The sequence below is a fragment of the Symmachiella macrocystis genome, assembly GCF_007860075.1.
Lineage (GTDB): Bacteria > Planctomycetota > Planctomycetia > Planctomycetales > Planctomycetaceae > Symmachiella > Symmachiella macrocystis.
Map to the genome: position 1 here is coordinate 293,531 of NZ_SJPP01000002.1, position 17,231 is coordinate 310,761.

The following is a 17,231-nucleotide window of genomic DNA, read 5'->3' on the forward strand; positions in this document are numbered from 1 at the left end:
CAGTCGCCGTGTTCTCTGAGGTATTCGCCCTGCGCCTCCACGCACCGGGCGCGAGTGGCGGCGATTCTGGACACATTGCTTCAATTGAGTATGTCACTGCCTCCGTGCCGTCCTGGCCCGCGGTCAGGCCGGGCAGGAGTATTCCCTAAATTCTCGCCAAAAGGCATCGCGCCACCATGTTGTTTTTCCGGGTGGAGCTGATCATGTGGCTGACGCTCAATCAAGTTGGCGTAATACCCCTTCCCGATTGGCGGAATAAACAAATAACGGTCCTGGCCTTGCTTTCGGTTGCGGGACAGTCGGAATATGTTGTCAAAGATCAGTGTTGTTGGAGGGCCATTTTCCGATCTTGGGAATTCCGGTGGTCAGGCCGCCAAATGGTGCATTAAAACGCCGGTTGCCGATTCCGAGTGGTATTTGTCGCGCCGACGTGCTAGCGTTGATTCTGACGTCGAATCCTCGCTGTTTTATCGAAGAGCTCACATTGAAAAGTTGGACATGCTTAGCCAGTTCCCGGCGACGCTCATCACTGATCTGCGTTCGGCGGTGGGGCTTCACGATCTCGGCCACCGCCTCGAAGTGCTCTGCCTGGAAAAGCAGCCAGATTTCGCCTTCACCCTCTTGGTGGACTTGGCAACAGCCTGATTCCTTCAACTGCCGGGCAATACTAGGATGGTTCCGTAATTCGATCACCAGTAAATCGCCACCCTGCGGGTAGATCTCGCCGAAGCGGCACTTTAAGACCTGCAATATGGGGTCGATCTTGTCGCGCTGCCGGCCGTGCGGATCGATTACGGGGTCAAACGTCACTCGGTATCTCTCGCCATATTGTTCCATCAAACCCACACAGTCACTCATGGTCTTAACCTTGGTTAACCTTTCTGGTTCGCTCGCGTTTCGCCACCGGGGGTTTCCAATGGGAGGATTCAAATTCACATTGCGGGCGGCCGGTGCGGCGTGAGAACTTCTCAGCTTCGGTCCATTGGGCTTGGATTTGCTCGCACATTTTTTGATTTCTGCGAGTGTCGGTTCGTGCGCCATCTCTGGCATCTGTCTTCCCCTATTGCGTGGTTGGGTTTAATCTCACCGGTGCACACACACTAGGGTCGGCCATTTTCGGTCGGCCTTTTTTTCTGGCAAGGCCTTATTACAACTGACTTGCATTAACGCCGATTTCTTGGAGTTGTCGCTCGTGGTCGATGATCCGTTCGATTTCGACCACTGCCAGCCCGCCTGAGACGTATCCAACCAACACGCCGAGTTTTCACCTGGCAACGACTTTCGCGGCTTCTCTCCGCCCTGATAGGCTGGTTTGTTGAGCACTCCTTTCGGCGGACGTTTGGTTTTCGAGTCGATCGGCAGATAAGTGAACTTGTCCGTCCAGTGTGTTATTGATATCACCCGTGTATCCCTTTGCAGGGAATGTGAACACTTGGCCCGGTGAGAGATTTCCACTTCCCTCTTGCCGGGCCTTTTCGTGCGCTTTCAATGTTTTGTAAAAAATGAGCATTTTGGATTTTGGGATTTAGCATGCTTTTTCTTTGCGGTTCATGGACTCATTAAGCCTCTCCGTGAAAGTGCTTGTTGCCGCGGTTGATCCGGCTCCACCGCCAAACAGTCTGCGCCGACGGCTTGCCGAGGATCGTCTTGCAGATTTTTGAAATCGGCTCAGTGTCTTCACCGAACGGGTCAATCATCACATCACGAGAAGTAGAAACGGTCGTCATCAATCAAGCTCCTAAAATGCAAAGACGAAAAAAGGGCGAATCCGAATCAATTCACCGAGACGTAATCACGAGCGCACAATCCTGTGTGCTATTCGTGTTACCCTCAGCAAACCGACCTGGATTCGCCCTCGGTGGGTCGAACAGTGCGACGATTTTCTGAAGTGGTCGACCTCTCCGGCCAACCGTTGCACCTCTCTTCACTGGCTGGTGCAACATCAGTTCAAATTGTAATTGGCTCCGGCGCAAAATCGCACCGATACCCGTTAGCTCAGAAATCACGTTCAAACGCTGACCTGATTACAACGATAGGTATCGGAAATGCAATGTGTCCGGGGTTGTGCCCGGTTTCACATAGCCAATTTTTGCTTTGAATGGAGCCGCTTCACTAATCTCTAAATTAGAAACTAGCAGTAGTAGTATTAAGGCGGCTATTTTGCTGTGGAAACTTTGGCAATCATTTTACGAAGTCACTCAATCTTAAATACCATTCTCACATTGTCAATACGTTTAACCTAGCTGCTTCATCACGTCACGCGCTTTTGAGTGGTCGCGCTCGGCGTAAACTTCTGTCATTGCAATCGTTGCATGACCTAAGATTATTTTTGAAGTTTCTACGTCGCCTTGCTGGCGTAATGCTGTTGCAGCAGTGTGGCGGATGCGATGCGGATGGAAGTCATCGACTTCGGCCTTTTCACATGCTCGCTTGATAGCGTTGCGGTATGAGTCGCGTCCGTAGGGGCGATTCGCCGGCAGTTTGTTATTGCGCATCGTTGGCCGAAACACATAGCCGGTTTCGGTAGCATTCAGAAACGGCTCAATGATTTTCTGCGCCTTCGGACCGATGAAAATCACTCGCGTTTTTCCATGGTGTTCCGTCTTGTGTGAACCGGGTCTGTATTCCCAAACGTCGCCCCAACAGTCGACTTCTTCGGCACGCATGTGAAGGACTTCACCCGGGCGCATAGCGGTCAGCAATTGCAGTTGTACCATCGCCGCCACTGGTGGCCGTAGGTGCGGCAGAATCGCCGTCAGCGTGTCTACGGGAACGGGCGTGACCGGTGTACTCTCGACGGCGCATGACCGGCCCGATTCAAGCCCCTGCACGGTCATCAGATCGTGATAAACCGATGACGATAACAGTTCCTCACTCGCCGCCCACTTGAACATACGACGGATACGGCCCGCCTGCTTATTGACACTGATCCGCTTCCAGCCCAGCGCGATCATTTTATCGCGGACTTGTATTAGCGCCTTCGGTCCGAAGTCGGCAGCGTAGGTTTTGCTGTGGGACTTCTCGATCACCCGCAACACACTTTCGAGCGCGGATACCTCGGATGTCTGACGACCGTTTTTGCGGTAGTGGTCGTGAGCGAACGCGCGGTAACGCTGCACGAGATCACCAACCGTGATGTCGGGACGCAATCCAACCGACTGGTCTTTGCGGTCGGCTTTCCACTGCTCGATCAATTCGCGGTAGCGTCGGCGGCTTTCATGGGAATTGTGCTTCCCTAGCCAATGCTCAACGCCGTTGATCTGAGTTCTCGCCTGTCCACTCGGTTTGTGGAGATTGTAACCGGGACGCCTTGCCATGGGTCGTGCTCCTTCAATAGCCGGTATTTAGCCGGTAGAAGCTACACTGCTCATTCTTGGCATGTCACGTAAATCGTTACGTATCAGCGAGTTGTCAGGTGGAGTATAGGGGACTTGAACCCCTGACCTTCTGGCTGCCAGTCAGTCTTGTGTATCAACTACAATTACAATAACCCTTGTTTTATAGGGTTTACGTGCTTGTAATTATACACAATTACACCCCATTTCAAGCAACTTTTGGGGCAAGTTGATCAGAGTTGATCAGAGTGTGACCTGCTGGCTCATGGGCAGACGGTCTACGAAAAAACCGCCGACGCATAACGCCTCACGAACACGGCCCGTGAATCGGAAGACATACGGTCTACGAAAAAACCCAACAGTCCATAACGGGTGTCAGTGGGGCTTCATGCTGCTCTGCGACTCATCGTTGTCGATCACACAGCCCTTACGTCACCTGCTGTAAGCAGCCAGGGTGAGTCCGTATGAACGCCCCGCTGGAGCGAAGATTATGACGTGATATGCACGCAGGTCCGCGACTTTTTTCAACGGCTTGGCTCGAAAGTCTTTGGTGTCACCGCTGGGTTGAAGCTAGGAGTTTGTACTAATAGAAAATCTTCAAAAAAATATCAAACGAATGGACCAATTGTAGAAATGGCCATTGAGTTTGGGTAATGTGAATGTCGACCAATTTCGGGCAACGGTGATGGCGCCTGCCGATTTCTTTGTGTTGGTCCTGCGGGCTTGATTTAGCAACATTGACCAACACCGCCCAAAGAAAGGCGCCTTAAATGCGACGTCTCGTAAAAAGTCTGTTCCGACAAGCACAGCACACCTCCCGGTTCGCAGGCTCCCAATCACGTCCACAACCGCCACGTTCCCTCTACTTCAAAGCCCTCAATGGCATGCAGGTATTAGAGGACCGTGTGGTGTTGTCAGGTAGCGACTTTGGAGAGAACGGCGATATTGACGATCATGAATTGTCTGCCGTGCCACTCTGGATGGCTGGATATACCGCGACCAACAACATTGAAGCAAACGATACTTGGCTGGCGCTGAAAAGCCAGAGCAACCTATCGATCGATGAACCGATCAGCAACGTTCTGTATCTGGCGTCTCATAATTCGTTTAACACTCTGGGCGGCATCTACCCGGAAGACACGGGAGACGGTGTTCAAACGGTTCAGGGGACGAGCCCGAACCAATCCATCAGCATTACGAATCAACTCAATGTAGGTGTACGTTCGATTGAAATGGATCTCTGGGCAGGCGGTACCAATGGGAAGGATCTTTTTTTGCGACATGGAGCACAAGATCTTGTTGGGATTGAAATCGAATTCGACGACACGCTGCAGGGAATTAAAGACTGGCTCGATGATCCCGCAAATGCTAACGAAATCGTTTTCCTAGATTTTGAAGACCGTGTCGAAGAGAAGGATTTTGAAGACGATGATGCAAACACACCTGGCGCAAGAACAGCACTGTATCAGGCGATGGAAATATTCGATGACATGATCTATTCGCCAGCTGATCGCCTTGCATCTGAAAATCCGCACGGTTGGCCAACCCGACGGGAATTGATCGCCGCTGGCAAACGAGTTGTCATCTTCACACACCGAAATGATTCAAATACAACCGGTGTTTTCGGTGCAGAAGAAGGCGCAGGTCAGAACGGGGAATCCGGATTCAGTACGACAGGACATGACATCTGGGCTCCATACAAGACAGGAGGGTACCAAGGCGATTACCAGTCCGGTCTGACTTACCCAGGCCAATCACCCAATGCGAGTTGGACATTTGACCTAGAACCAGGTGAGTATGAGGTGGCAGCGACGTGGGAAGGAAATGTATACCAGGCGACTGACGCGCCGTACACAGTATTGGATGGTTCAACCTCACTGGCAACGATTGATGTCAATCAATCGGTTAACCCGAACGATTTCACCGATGAGAAAGGCGTGATCTGGGAAAACCTGGGTGTATTTACGATCACCGGGAATACTTTGACCGTACAATTGACCACCAAAGCTGATGAGTATGTGATCGCGGATGCGATTCGCATCAATAAAGTAGTCGCTGATCCTTCAGAGTCCACTCCACAAATCATTGACAACGACGTATCTGTCAACTGGAAGTCAGCGGGAATCGCATTCTTAGCTGACGGGGGAAAAAATCCCAATCGAAATAACTACGAACAAGTAAATCGGAATGACATCCGCGATGCATGGCCTCCATTTGAACCAGAAGATGCACTCATATTTTCTTCAATGCAGAGCGACGGTATTCGGGGGGCAACGGGAGTCTATGCCGCGAAGACGCACGACCTAATTTACGCAGCCTCACGGAATCTTAATTTTGCCAAAGTCGATTTTGTTCTGGGCTATCAGAATGATGTGGATCAAGATTTCGAGACACCTGATGAAGATGACCCAATGCAAAACGACGGGCCTTACGGGGAAGACGATCCCAATACCCCCGATTTGGATGAAGGTCACAAACATCGTGGAGATCGCTTAAGAGGTTTAGTATGGAGCTGGGCAGCAGGTGATCCAGCAGTCCAACGCCAGCTATTTCAAGATCTGTTTCATGATGATCCATCGACTCTTGACGTGGATGAATCTAACCAGACAGGTCAGGGCATGAAAAACCTATTTCTCAGATATTTCGCTGAGGCGATTACCGATGGTGAAGACAAGACTCTCAAAGATCTTGAAATCGCTTATGAGCAACGTTTTCATAAGTCTTTTCCCAATATTCCAGGGTTCGGTGTACTGGAGTTGATGAATGATTTGTCAAGGCGTGGGTCAGCAGCTAGGAACAACGGACGTGATTTTGTGGTTCAGGAACAAGGAGGGTCGAACTGGATTTCGACAGGAAGTGACGGAAATCGTGCATTTGCACTTCGTTCGGTAAATCTTGACCCATACTTAGAAAAGTACCGATGGAAAATCAGCACGGAAATGGGGGGATTTTTTGATTCGGATGATGTCGACCTGTCCGCTTACACAGATGACGACGGGATGGAATACATGTTTGCCGGACCAATCAATGGATTTCAGAACGGCAGCTTCGACAGGGACATGCTTCACCCAGATGTCAGTGATTTTCGTGACAATGAGATTCTCAATGATGTGTTAGGCCCCTATTCGACTCTCGCCAGCCGACCCGCATTCTCTGTTTTTGAAGCGAGGATCAAGGCGAAATTTGATTTTTTTGTAGGCTATGGTTTCCCTGTCGAAGCTGCACTCGTGTTTGCTACTGAAAGTGTGCCTGAGGTTTGGCTCAATGTTCAGGACGCAGACCGTGATGGTCATTGGCAAGTTAATGTCACCCCTGAAGCATTACCCGTTTTTGAGTCATTAACTCTCACACCGGAGATTAATGAAGGAGATATGGTTTCCCTGGCGGGGGTCTTGTCGGACGCGGCAACTGCAGAAACTTACACGATGACGATTGATTGGGGCGACGGTAGTGCGATCCAGACGGAGACGATTACCCAATCAGAGCCTGAGTTCTCTTTCGATCACACCTATGTCGACGATGGCGAGAGTGGAAATCCGCTGGCGAGTTACAACGTAAATGTATCGGTCATGGAAGGAAACAATAACGCAGGGGAAGTCGAATTTATTACATTCGTCAGCAACGTCGATCCAACAATTTCCAATCTTTTCAGCACGGAGACTGATGAAAACGGATTCACAACGCTGTCGGGAACTATTGTCGATCCGGGTGTGCTTGACACGTTTACTCTCGACATCAACTGGGGTGATTCGCTTTCGCCCGAGAACGTGCAGTCGGTGGCATTGGGGGATGTGGCAATCGATGCGGGCGGAGTAAAATGGAACCCGCTAACGCGTGAATTCGCCATCCAACACCAGTACCTTGATGACAATCCGACCGCCACTTTGTCTGACATCTACACAATCAACCTCACCATCACCGATGACGACACCGGGACTTTGTCAGATGAAACGACCGTAATCGTCAACAACGTCGATCCGGCAATCAATCTATTCATCAGTTCCTCTCCTAAAGATGACAAAGCGTATGAAGGGGATTTGATTACCGTCTCTGGGCTGTTCAGCGATGCAGGAGTGCTCGATACGCATACGGCTGTCATTGATTGGGGAGACGGGGCGTCCAACGATGCGGACATCACCGAAACGGGTGGTTCCGGTTCCATTGCGGGCGAACATATCTACGTTGACGGCGGGGTGTTTGAAGTGATCGTCACGTTGACCGATGACGATGGCGGCGTCACGACTGCTCAAACGACAATCTACGTTACCGGAGCAGGTGTGCTGAATGGCGTGCTGCAGGTCGTCGGCACGAATGACACCGACCACATCACGATCAACCGGCAAGGCAACGGCAAATATAAAGTCCACGCCGATTTCTTTGACGGTTTCAATTTCAAGCGTTTCCCTGCCTCGGAGATCGAAAGCATCGAGATTTGGTTGTGCCAGGGCGATGATCACCTCAATGTGGCCGGGAACATCACCGACTTGCCCATTGCCGTGCACGACGGTGGCCGGGTGATCAATTTGCCTGGAAACCGGGGCCAAAGTGCTCCCGTGTTACCAGCGCCGGCGATCACAAACTCAGCGAATCGCTTGTTTGACGAAGGTGATTTGCAGCAGATTGCCGAAGACGCCGCCAAACGCACAAAGCAGCCCAAGAAGAACGTGCCGGCTCAAGAAAATGCTTCCCAGCCGTTTGCGAACCACGAAGAGTTCTTTGAAGAGCTAGGCGGCGGCATGACAGGCAAAAAGAAAGGGAAACATGCCAGCACCGATGTTCTCAATCCCTTTGCGGATGACCAGTGGGAACCGATTCTCGACGGCTTGATGTCAATTGCATGATGCCGAATCGCACCCGCGTGTGCACGAATCAAGCCGAACAGATGGAGCCACTCATAGAAACAAACAAACAACGATAAAACGGAATGGGCGTCACTTCGCATCCCCAAATAGACGCACGCACATCCGTTCGTGTTCTTCCGAGTCGACTGCCTTGGACCGATCCCGACGGCGAGGAACCAATAAGGCGGCACGGTCCTTCGGTGTCAGGCCGAGCCGCACGGCACAGCGATGAGCGTGATTGGACGACTTCAAGGCCTCGGCGTGAAGCTTTTGGTACGCGGGATTGCTGACGCCGATTTTTGCCATCGCACGCTGTGCCCGCAGAAATTCGCCCTGCCAAAATGCGAATCGCTCAATTTCCGCTCGATCCGATTCAGTGAAATCCAACTTTTCCGCGTAGCCAATGACCGCGTTGAAGGCATCTGAGGCGGCTTGGCAAAAATGTGCAGGTGGCGGTGTTGTCGTATCCAGATCAATCCGGTTGTCCATCCGCCGACCATGCTGCCGCGAATCGTATGTGCTGTCTGCATGATGCTGTTCGAGCGTCTTGTGTTCGGCGCCCATGTTTGGCTCCTTGGTTGGAATTGGCACCGAAATGATATCAAACGCTGGACAAAAGAGTCGATAGGTATTAAGCGTTTTAGAAAATCACCCGTTCAAATAAACACGTTGGGGGAACGATACTAAGCGAGTGGCGGGTTTGCTCTCGACGGCCTATGCCCCCCGTCGATGTCCACGGCCACGGCCCTCAGTCGTCATCCAGTCGCCTGGGTTGAGGTCGGGGTAGTTTGAGACTGTGGATCGTGGGCTGTCGCTGAACCGCATGAGGCGTGCCCTGTGGCCGTGCTATGTTCATCTTACGATCCTGCTCGTTCTGCTCCCGAATCTTCACTGCTGCTACCCCGATTTCCTGGGGCGATGGCAGAAACCGAGGAGGTGTTCGCTGCGATGGTTGATGTGCTTTCTGCCACGCCTGCCAGTCATCCTTACCCTCGACCCCCGGACTGTGAATGGTCTGTAAAAACCCTACTTCTAGGCCGTTAGTAGGCCGCAACCTAGCAAACGACCGGGGCCTAATCAAACCTACGGACAGTTCTCACGACCTACTCTTCCAGTCTCACCTATCTGTACAGACCATAGACCATTTCAGACCCAAAATGGCGAACTCCCTATAGAGAGGGTGATAAGAGAAAGTACGCCAAAAAAGGTCTCGTTGCCTCTATGGTCTTCACTGGCCTAACGTGCACTAAATCACATCGCCCGGTTGGGCCTCATCATCGGAAAACACGGTCGGCAAATCGACCAGCTTAATCCCAACCCAAACCTTCCGGCCTTTGTTGCCTTGCTTGTGTTCGACGCCCCGGAATGCCGCCTTCACTTCGGCGGTAAACTGCCGGATTGTGACGTAGGCCTCACCTTGGCTTTTCTGGAATCGAACGTAGGTTTGATACAGCAACGTCGCCCCAACACGATCCGCGTCGATTGCAACATGGGCATCGAAGAACGGGCGGGTCGAGGATGCTTTCTCGGCATAGTCAGCTGTGGCAATTTCCACGACGCTTGGCGTTTGCAGTCCCTCGACCTCGTACCGCATTGACCCTTCAACGATCCAATTGAGAACTCCGGCTTTCTGGGCGAGTAACCGGTCTTCGAGTTTGGTGTCGGCCTGCTTCGCATCTTCGGGCATCCCAATTTCGCCTTGCTTCCAGAACTCTTGCCGAAATGGGACCACACGCAAGCGTCGCTGCAACGCCCGGTCATTCGTATCGTATTCAGGGAGTTGGTTGGTGGAGAGGAACAGCGTATGGGTCGGGCTGAATTGCCAATTGTCTTGATACAGTTTCCTCCCCCGTATCACGTCTCGCCCGGTCAGTTGCTTGACCATCGCGGGGTTGAGTCGCATCCGTTCGTTCGTCTCTTGGACGTAGGCCAAACGCTTCGAGTACACATCCATGCGACCGGTCGAGTGCTCCCGACCCGTGGCCGATAGCAATTCCTTATCGAACGTGATGCAATAATCCTCGCAAAGAACATTTTGCAGGACGTTGAGAAAAGTGCTCTTGCCGTTCCGACCCCCACCGTTGAGGATCACGAACAACTCTTCCCGGCAGTCCCCCATCGCAGCATACCCGACCAACGCTTGGACGTATCGCACTAACTCCCGCGTCTTCGCTTCGGTCTCTTGCTCAAATATCTGATGCAAGAACGTTAGCCAATCCGCTTGTGACGCTTCGGGCTCGTAAGCGATTTTGCAATGCTTCGTAATCCTCAAGTCGGGATCGTGCGGTAGTAAAATGCCGTTACGTAAATTCAGCACGCCGTTATTGAGATTCAATAACCCTTCATCATCGTTCAGGTCCGACACCCCTTTAGCGGTTAACGGTATTGAACATTCTAGCATCGCGTTGATTCTCGACGCGGACTCTGACCGGATGCCGTGGGCAATAACGGCTTTCCGCCTGTCTTCGTTCTTGACTTCCATCCCGCGTCTAACAATCTCGCGGGCGGTTGCCGCTGCTAATACATACGCTTTGCGAGCATCATCAAGTTCCCACGAAACGCCGTTCCAGGTGTATCGCTTATTCTGGCCGACAACGTACATCACGCGATCACTATGCGACTCCGCGAAGAATTCTGCATTGCCAAAATCGGTCAAGTTGTTGCGATACCCGCGAATGCCTTTGGCTTCTTCGGCTTCGTGCTTCGCGGCCATTTTCTGGATGGATCGTTTGAAGTTTTCTTTTTGTCGCTTCTCTTGGGGAGTGTCGTATTTCTCATCCCAATGCCACAACGTTCCCACGGTGATCCTGTCGGGGCGGTCGGGCTTGTCCGACGCCCAAACTTTGTCAAACTCTCTCACGTCGAAAGACTCCACGTCTCCCTGCGACCAATCCTCAGCAAACTCCCTCGCCATCTCATCCGGCAGACCGGACGCTTGGATCGCCCACACGATATTCCGCCACACGTCACGTTCGCGGAAGTCTTCAATCGGCAGTTTGTTCAAAACATAGGCAACCCGTTCCCGCATCTCATCCAACTCAAAACCCTCCAGCGTCTCCGTAGCGGTCGAGTGAACTTTCCGGTCTAAACTTACACCGGGGAACGTGGACGGCAGCCACGACGCAAGCAGGTTGCTACAGTCGCCTATCTCATCCGACGACTGCGGATGCAGGTTGCCGGTGAACGTCGCAAAGTTCGGGGAATCTCCGCAGAAGAATTGCGATTCCCCATCAGGTAGTTTTTTGCCGTTGTACGCGGGATCTGCTTTTCCGACCCCCCAAATATGTAAACCCATCCCGCTTGGCGTCACCTGGATGTAACAACCGACCGCCGCGAACTGGTCCACGATCTCCTGAGCATCACCACTCAGCAAACCCGTTACAGGATTCCTCACGCCATCCAAATCGATGAAAAACATATCGGGGGGTAGAACGCAACCAACCCCAATATCATCCCGTTTCGCGGCAAGGCTGAAGGCCTCAGACAGTGTCATCGGTTCCGCTTTGCGGTCGACTGCGTGATTCGCGGTGATACTCCAAGGTTGTTTCGTCCAACCTTTTTTGTTTTTGGCCCGCTGAACTTTCCACAACATCCAGGTCGAAAGCTTGGAAAAGGGTATCGGGCAGTTGCCGAGGTTGGCTGCCGTTCGTTCCGCATTTACGTTAATTGGACTCAATGCCATGATTAAATTCCTTGATGGGGTTTGCTGCCGTGGAGCAGCAGACATATGAATAACGAAGCCTGCAAGCGTCCCGGCCTGTGGGCTTTGTTTTTTTGTAGGGAAATAAAAGTGCAGCTTCGTGGTTTACCGCTAACAGCCTTTATCGCGTCTCTATCACTTTGGCAGACTTCTTAGCCGACCGTTTACCCTTGGGCTTCAACTTGCGGTGTGCAATCTGATCGGGTTTGACGTCCCCAACAGCATTCAGGAAAACGGTCACCGCTTCCTTGTTGGTGTGGTAGCCACGACCAACGGGAATGGCCTGCAACCGAACACCGTTGCGGCCTTTGGTAATCCAACGCCACAGGCATTGCGGTGTGGGTCGATTGGGAAGTAGCTTGGCCATCTCGGCCAGGGGCAGGGTGCCTTCATCGAAGGGATCGATAACTACGGTTCGCATGCTTCAACCTCAACCAAAAAATGAATAGTTTTTTTGTGAGGGAGCATAAAAAAAGGCAGACCCCTCACCATAATGGTGAAGATCTGCCTTTGGTGGCGTTCACGTCCCGGTGTTCAGATCAGACTTCCGATATGACGCTTGCAAGAGATTGGACATCCCGCAGCAACGACCCATACCGAAAACCCGCCCGGCTACTTCAGGCCGGACTAGACTTAGGATCATCCGCTTTCGGAGTCACCACCGTCGTGCCGAGAATGATATCACAGTCTTTTTGAAGTGCAAGATGTTATCCGTAATTTTTCGCGATTTCTCTCACCTGCGTGTCATCACGTTCGGCGTAAACCTCTGCCATTGATATCGTTGCATGTCCCAGAATATTTTTTGTGCCTTCGATGCCGACCTGTTGTCGGAGTCGAGTGGCTGCCGTGTGCCGCAGTCGGTGGGGATGAAAAACCTCAACATCTGCCTTCACGCAGGCACGTTGAATCATGTTGCGGTATGCGTCCCTGTGATAGGGACGGTCGTGATCAAGTCCCCAGTTGTTGCCAGTCGGTCGAAAGAGATAACCACAGTCGCGTAAGTACGGCTGAATGATGGCTTGTGCCTGTGGTCCTAGGTAAATCACACGCTGCTTATTATGGTGTTCAGTCTTGTGGGAGCTGGGGCGGTATTCCCAAACCTCACCCCACGTTTCCAGTTCGTCGGCATGCATGTTGAGAACTTCTCCGGGACGCATACCGGTAAGCAACTGAAGCTGAACCATTGCAACCACAGTCGGCACCAAGTAGGGCAGGGCAGCATTCACGACCGACTCCTCCACAGGGCGTACAGCGTCACTCTCGACGGCATCTGTTCGACCTGCCTGCAATCCAGGGACGGCTTCCAATGCGGTCAAGATTTCCGGTCGAAGTAGCTCTTCACCGATACCCCATTTGAAGATTCGGCGAATACGTCCGACTTGTTTGTTGATCGAAGTACGGACCCATCCAAGCTCAATCATTTCCGACCGTACTTGCTTCAACGCCAGTGGTCCGAAGTCGGCAACGTTGGTGTCGCCGTGGACTTCGACCAGCACACGGATCGCAGACTGAAAACAGGAAACCTCAGACGTGGGTTTGCCGTTCTTGCGGTAGTGGTCGTGAAGGTGTGGCTCAAAGCGTTCACACAGTTCGGCAACGGTTAAATCTGGCCGCATACCGGCAGCAAGTGCGTTCTGCTCGGCCTCCCACTGGCGGATCAGCTCGCGGTACTTACGTTTCGATTCTCTCGACCCGTACTTTCCAAGCCAGTGATTTTTGCCGTTGATGTGGGTCCGTGCCCGGCCCGAAGCTTTGTGCAGGTTGTATCCTGGTTTCCGCATGCTGTGCCTCCCTTAGTTGATCACAAGTTGATCACAAGGTTGCACTGGCAAATTCCAGGTAACGTAAGTTCTTACGTTTCAACCGCTTAAGAAGTGGAGGATAGGGGACTTGAACCCCTGACCTTCTGGCTGCCAGAAAGCGCCGCTGCTTCTACGGCGTTTGATACCCCTACAAATATAGGGGTTTGCTCGCACTAGAATACACTCGACTTCACCCAATTTCAACCGTTTCAGACCCTTAGCCGGTAGTAGCCGGTAATGCGTTTTCCCGGCCCGCTGACCTGCTGGTGTGCGCCAAACGATCACCGCAGAAAACTCCCACCGCGTTGCCGCCGAGTTGCAAGGTCGGCGGTTTTATCTGCTTCACGCCTGCCGATTCGCGGGCTGTTTTCCGCCGCGAACGCCACACCGCATATCCCGACATGCCGGTTCGTATATCCCAGTCTGGGCAGTTTGTAGGGATTGTGCCGTTTTTGCTTGCTATGCGGGTTGCGATATGGCACAATGGTGACTCGAAATAGGCAAGCGACTCATGTTCAGCACCACATTCGATTCAGAGATTCTTCATCATGAAACACTTTCTTCTTGCTGGTTTAGTCAGTCTTGGTTTGGTTTCCTCCGCTCAGGCGGGGTTCATGGTCACAATCCAGCCTAGCTCAGACCTGAATGACATTGTTTGGACGGTTAGTTGGGACTCCGCACCTGCTGACTCCTTTCCCCTTACATGGGATGCGATGGACCCAGCTACAGGAAGTACGATCGCAACAGCTCCCTGGGGAAGCGACAACAAGTGGACAATTTTAGACAATGTGGGCGACCCATTTGGCGCTGCATATGCCAACGCTGGTAATGCAGTAGGATTTGGCGATGGCGTGGGTGGTGTCGTTAGCTCACCAGGCGGCTGGGGAGTTGGTCCCGATCATGATGTTGGATCAGCAGGCGATGATTTCATAATGTTTAACACTCAGTTGAACAACGCTGACCCTTGGCCCTCGACAGGGTCTTTCGTGCTGACTGTACCAGGAGCGAATTTAAGCAACTACAACATCGGCACTTACACGAACAATCCAGAGATCACTATCGTCGTGACAGACACACCATTCAGTGCTGTCGTCCCCGAACCCAGCACCTTCGCCCTCCTCGGCATCGGTGGCATCGCCCTGGTCGGATACGGCTGGCGACGCAATCGGCAACAAGCTGCGTGAAACAAATCGTCAAAGAACTTCAACCGTCGGCGTTATGCGTCGGCGGTTTTTTCGTTGGCATTGGAATTGTTATCGCGTGCCAAAGCCAAGTATCTGTTCCATCTCCACCGCTTCGCGTTTCCGTGCAAACGTCGACAAACTCGACTCCGTTTCAATCGGCTGAATCGTCAGCTTGGTACGGTCTGCCGGACTAATGCCCAACTTCGTCGCCGCTTTGTCGAACAATCCCGCATAGGTACTAACCGAAATCCGAGCGTCTTTGTTCAACGGCTCCGCCTCAGCCACAGCCAACGCCAACCGATAGAGATGGTACATCTCGCAGCAGGTCCGAATCATGGTGGTATCAATTTCACCGACGATTCCCATATCGACCAACTGCGGAACAATCGCATCCCACAATTTTGCCGCGTGCTTTTTCAAACCTCTTGGTTTTTTGGGCATGCCGTCCGCCTGTGGTTCGTCGTCACGATCTCCATGTCGGTCAGCCCGATAGGCGCCGGTCAGTTTCAAATGAGCTAGCGGTGTTCTTGGCCGTCCGCCCGCCATGGTGAAACCCTTTCAGTATTGCCAAAAAAGATGCGCGTCTGACACGCGGTCTGACGCAGTCAACGCCTAGAGATTTTGCCCGCCCCCCTCAGTCAACAGTGTGCCACAGTCAACGTCCGCTGCCGGTCTTGCGGTTGTGGCAAGTGCGACACAATGCCTGCCAGTTGCCATGGTCCCAGAACAGTTTGTCATCGCCTCGGTGCGGTGTGATGTGGTCGACCACGTTAGCCAGTGTCACGCGCCCCTCCTTATCACAGCCCACGCAATAGGGATGCTGTTGTAAGAACCGCTTGCGTGCTGTCTGCCACTTGCTGCCGTACCCACGTTGCGCCGCTGTCTTACGATAGTCACGTCGCTTGGTTGGCTGTGCTCGTGCTCGATGTGTCTTAGCTGCCTGTGGCATGTGCTCACCTCAGTGTGTGAAAGCGGGCTGCCATGTTTCGGCACAGCAGCCCGCTTAATCTTTCGGCCCAATCTAACAAGGCCGAAAGGCCAAACCATCTCGGTTATGTCGTGATGCCTGCTAGCCGCTGGAACGCATCAGCCCGCAAAACTGCAAAGTCCCAACGTACCACGATGCGGAACGCCCGTTGATATTTCTGGAAGTAGGTGCCGCCTTCATCGGTCGCGACTTCAACTTGCGTTCTGATGCCCATTGCACATTTTGAAAAGTCACCAATCAACGCGTTGGCGGTCGTGAGATGCTCGGTGTGCTCACGCTGCAATGGTGCGACAAGCGGCGACGGTCCCAGATAGCTGCCCGCGGTCGATGCCTTTTCCTTAAGCAGATCGCCAATGATTTCCGCCGCGGCACAATACCCGGTTGGCATCTCATTGCGGCCCATCACAGCAATCACGGCATCATGAATATCGTCGTTGGCGATGGCACCAATAGAACCCGTCTCATTGATGTTCGCGTTCTCAACTAAGCCCGTCATTTCCGTGCCAAGACTGCCGATCAGCATTTGACGATCCATGTCGGTCGCCATCGCGTTGATCATGGTTTCCTCAAGAATCTGTGCGAAGTTCACAGCGTCGTCGTTAACTTCACGAGACGTGGGAACAATGCACGCTGACTTACGAGCAGTAAACAAAACCGAATCGAATTTGACTTCCGATTCGGGAATCGTTTCATTCTCGCCAACCATGCTGATGGTCGGGTCGGAACTAATGCGGGCAATTCTCAGCGTCTCGTTCTCCATCGGAATCGCCAACATACCCAAGCGGGACATGACGCTCCGTTCGCGTGCCTTGTCGATGAGAATCCGGCTCAACTCGCTGGGGACCAAAACGCCGCCAAGAGAGTTGTCGCCTTCCTTTTGCGCGGCCTGCATTTCGCGTTGAGCATATTTCCAATTGCCGGATATTTTCGCCGCCATGAATCGGCCAAGACTTAGCGGCTCGCGGTCGGTCGGCTTGTGGAGTTTGTCACCTCGCACCATCACCCGAATCGGTTTGCCTGTTTCCTTGTTCATCCATTGAGTTGGCTTGGCCGTTGCCGATTGCACTCGACTGGTCGACCGGTCGTCATCATCGGTATCTATCGGACGTCGTGCCAATACCAGCCCATCGCAATCATCGACGTCGCTGTTGCTGATAAAAGGCTGATAGTTAGGCCCGGCAATCGCATGGTCAAGTTTATTCTGCCGCTCGATCCCCTTGGACAATGGTGGGATTTCCACGTCAAGAATTTCATCAATCCGCGTCGCTTCGGAAGCCGTCAATTCGCGGCCTTCGCGTTGTGCCTTCGCGTTGATGTGCTTGGCTTCGTCGAGAAGCAATTCACGTTCCTCGTACATGCCTTTAAGGTTCAAAGTCACCAT

At 52.6% G+C, this 17,231-nt stretch carries 12 protein-coding genes and 1 tRNA gene; 2 read left to right on the top strand and 11 right to left on the bottom strand.

Translation table 11 applies throughout. The annotated features are described in order from the left end of the window. Positions 1–312 precede the first annotated feature (312 nt). The 4 genes from CA54_RS19200 to CA54_RS29485 all read right to left on the bottom strand — a co-directional run bounded on the left by CA54_RS19200 (position 313) and on the right by CA54_RS29485 (position 3,493). Positions 313–858 (bottom strand): hypothetical protein, encoded by a 546-nt coding sequence (locus CA54_RS19200; RefSeq protein ID WP_146372621.1) that lies wholly within the window; start codon positions 856–858, stop codon positions 313–315. Between the two features lie 701 nt (positions 859–1,559). Then, positions 1,560–1,727 (bottom strand): hypothetical protein, encoded by a 168-nt coding sequence (locus CA54_RS29480; protein WP_197532620.1) that lies wholly within the window; start codon positions 1,725–1,727, stop codon positions 1,560–1,562. A 507-nt stretch (positions 1,728–2,234) separates the two neighbouring features. Then, positions 2,235–3,317 carry a tyrosine-type recombinase/integrase gene (locus tag CA54_RS19205; protein ID WP_146372622.1) on the bottom strand — a complete coding sequence of 361 codons (1,083 nt, stop codon included), beginning with the start codon at positions 3,315–3,317 and terminating at the stop codon, positions 2,235–2,237. Positions 3,318–3,416: 99 nt separating this feature from the next. Beyond that, positions 3,417–3,493, bottom strand: a tRNA-Ala gene (locus tag CA54_RS29485). Between the two features lie 612 nt (positions 3,494–4,105). Here CA54_RS29485 and CA54_RS19210 point away from each other — a divergent pair. Then, a complete protein-coding gene (locus CA54_RS19210; RefSeq protein WP_146372623.1) occupies positions 4,106–8,176 on the top strand; it encodes a golvesin C-terminal-like domain-containing protein in 4,071 nt (1,356 codons plus the stop codon). A 90-nt stretch (positions 8,177–8,266) separates the two neighbouring features. Here CA54_RS19210 and CA54_RS19215 read toward each other — a convergent pair whose 3' ends face one another. The 4 genes from CA54_RS19215 to CA54_RS19230 all read right to left on the bottom strand — a co-directional run bounded on the left by CA54_RS19215 (position 8,267) and on the right by CA54_RS19230 (position 13,657). Further along, complete coding sequence (locus CA54_RS19215) at positions 8,267–8,740, bottom strand: P27 family phage terminase small subunit (protein WP_146372624.1); 474 nt, start codon at positions 8,738–8,740, stop codon at positions 8,267–8,269. A gap of 682 nt (positions 8,741–9,422) precedes the next feature. Then, positions 9,423–11,858, bottom strand: a complete 2,436-nt coding sequence (locus CA54_RS19220; RefSeq protein WP_197532621.1) for a phage/plasmid primase, P4 family — start codon at positions 11,856–11,858, stop codon at positions 9,423–9,425. 139 nt (positions 11,859–11,997) lie between these two features. Next, positions 11,998–12,297, bottom strand: a complete 300-nt coding sequence (locus CA54_RS19225) for a DUF1580 domain-containing protein (RefSeq protein ID WP_146372626.1) — start codon at positions 12,295–12,297, stop codon at positions 11,998–12,000. Between the two features lie 286 nt (positions 12,298–12,583). Further along, the gene (locus tag CA54_RS19230) at positions 12,584–13,657 is read right to left on the bottom strand and encodes a tyrosine-type recombinase/integrase (protein ID WP_146372627.1); all 1,074 of its coding nucleotides are present in this window, start codon (positions 13,655–13,657) and stop codon (positions 12,584–12,586) included. 569 nt (positions 13,658–14,226) lie between these two features. On the opposite strand from CA54_RS19230, the gene CA54_RS19235 reads away from it, so the two are divergent. Further along, positions 14,227–14,862, top strand: coding sequence for a PEP-CTERM sorting domain-containing protein (locus CA54_RS19235; RefSeq protein WP_146372628.1), 636 nt, complete (start codon positions 14,227–14,229; stop codon positions 14,860–14,862). Positions 14,863–14,931: 69 nt separating this feature from the next. On the opposite strand, the gene CA54_RS19240 is transcribed toward CA54_RS19235, so the two are convergent. From CA54_RS19240 to CA54_RS19250, 3 genes are all read right to left on the bottom strand, one after another. Further along, on the bottom strand, positions 14,932–15,408 hold the full coding sequence (locus CA54_RS19240) for a P27 family phage terminase small subunit (protein ID WP_146372629.1): 477 nt from the start codon (positions 15,406–15,408) through the stop codon (positions 14,932–14,934). A gap of 109 nt (positions 15,409–15,517) precedes the next feature. Beyond that, the gene (locus CA54_RS19245; RefSeq protein ID WP_146372630.1) at positions 15,518–15,811 is read right to left on the bottom strand and encodes an HNH endonuclease signature motif containing protein; all 294 of its coding nucleotides are present in this window, start codon (positions 15,809–15,811) and stop codon (positions 15,518–15,520) included. Between the two features lie 103 nt (positions 15,812–15,914). After that, positions 15,915–17,231 carry a phage major capsid protein gene (locus tag CA54_RS19250; RefSeq protein WP_146372631.1) on the bottom strand — a complete coding sequence of 439 codons (1,317 nt, stop codon included), beginning with the start codon at positions 17,229–17,231 and terminating at the stop codon, positions 15,915–15,917.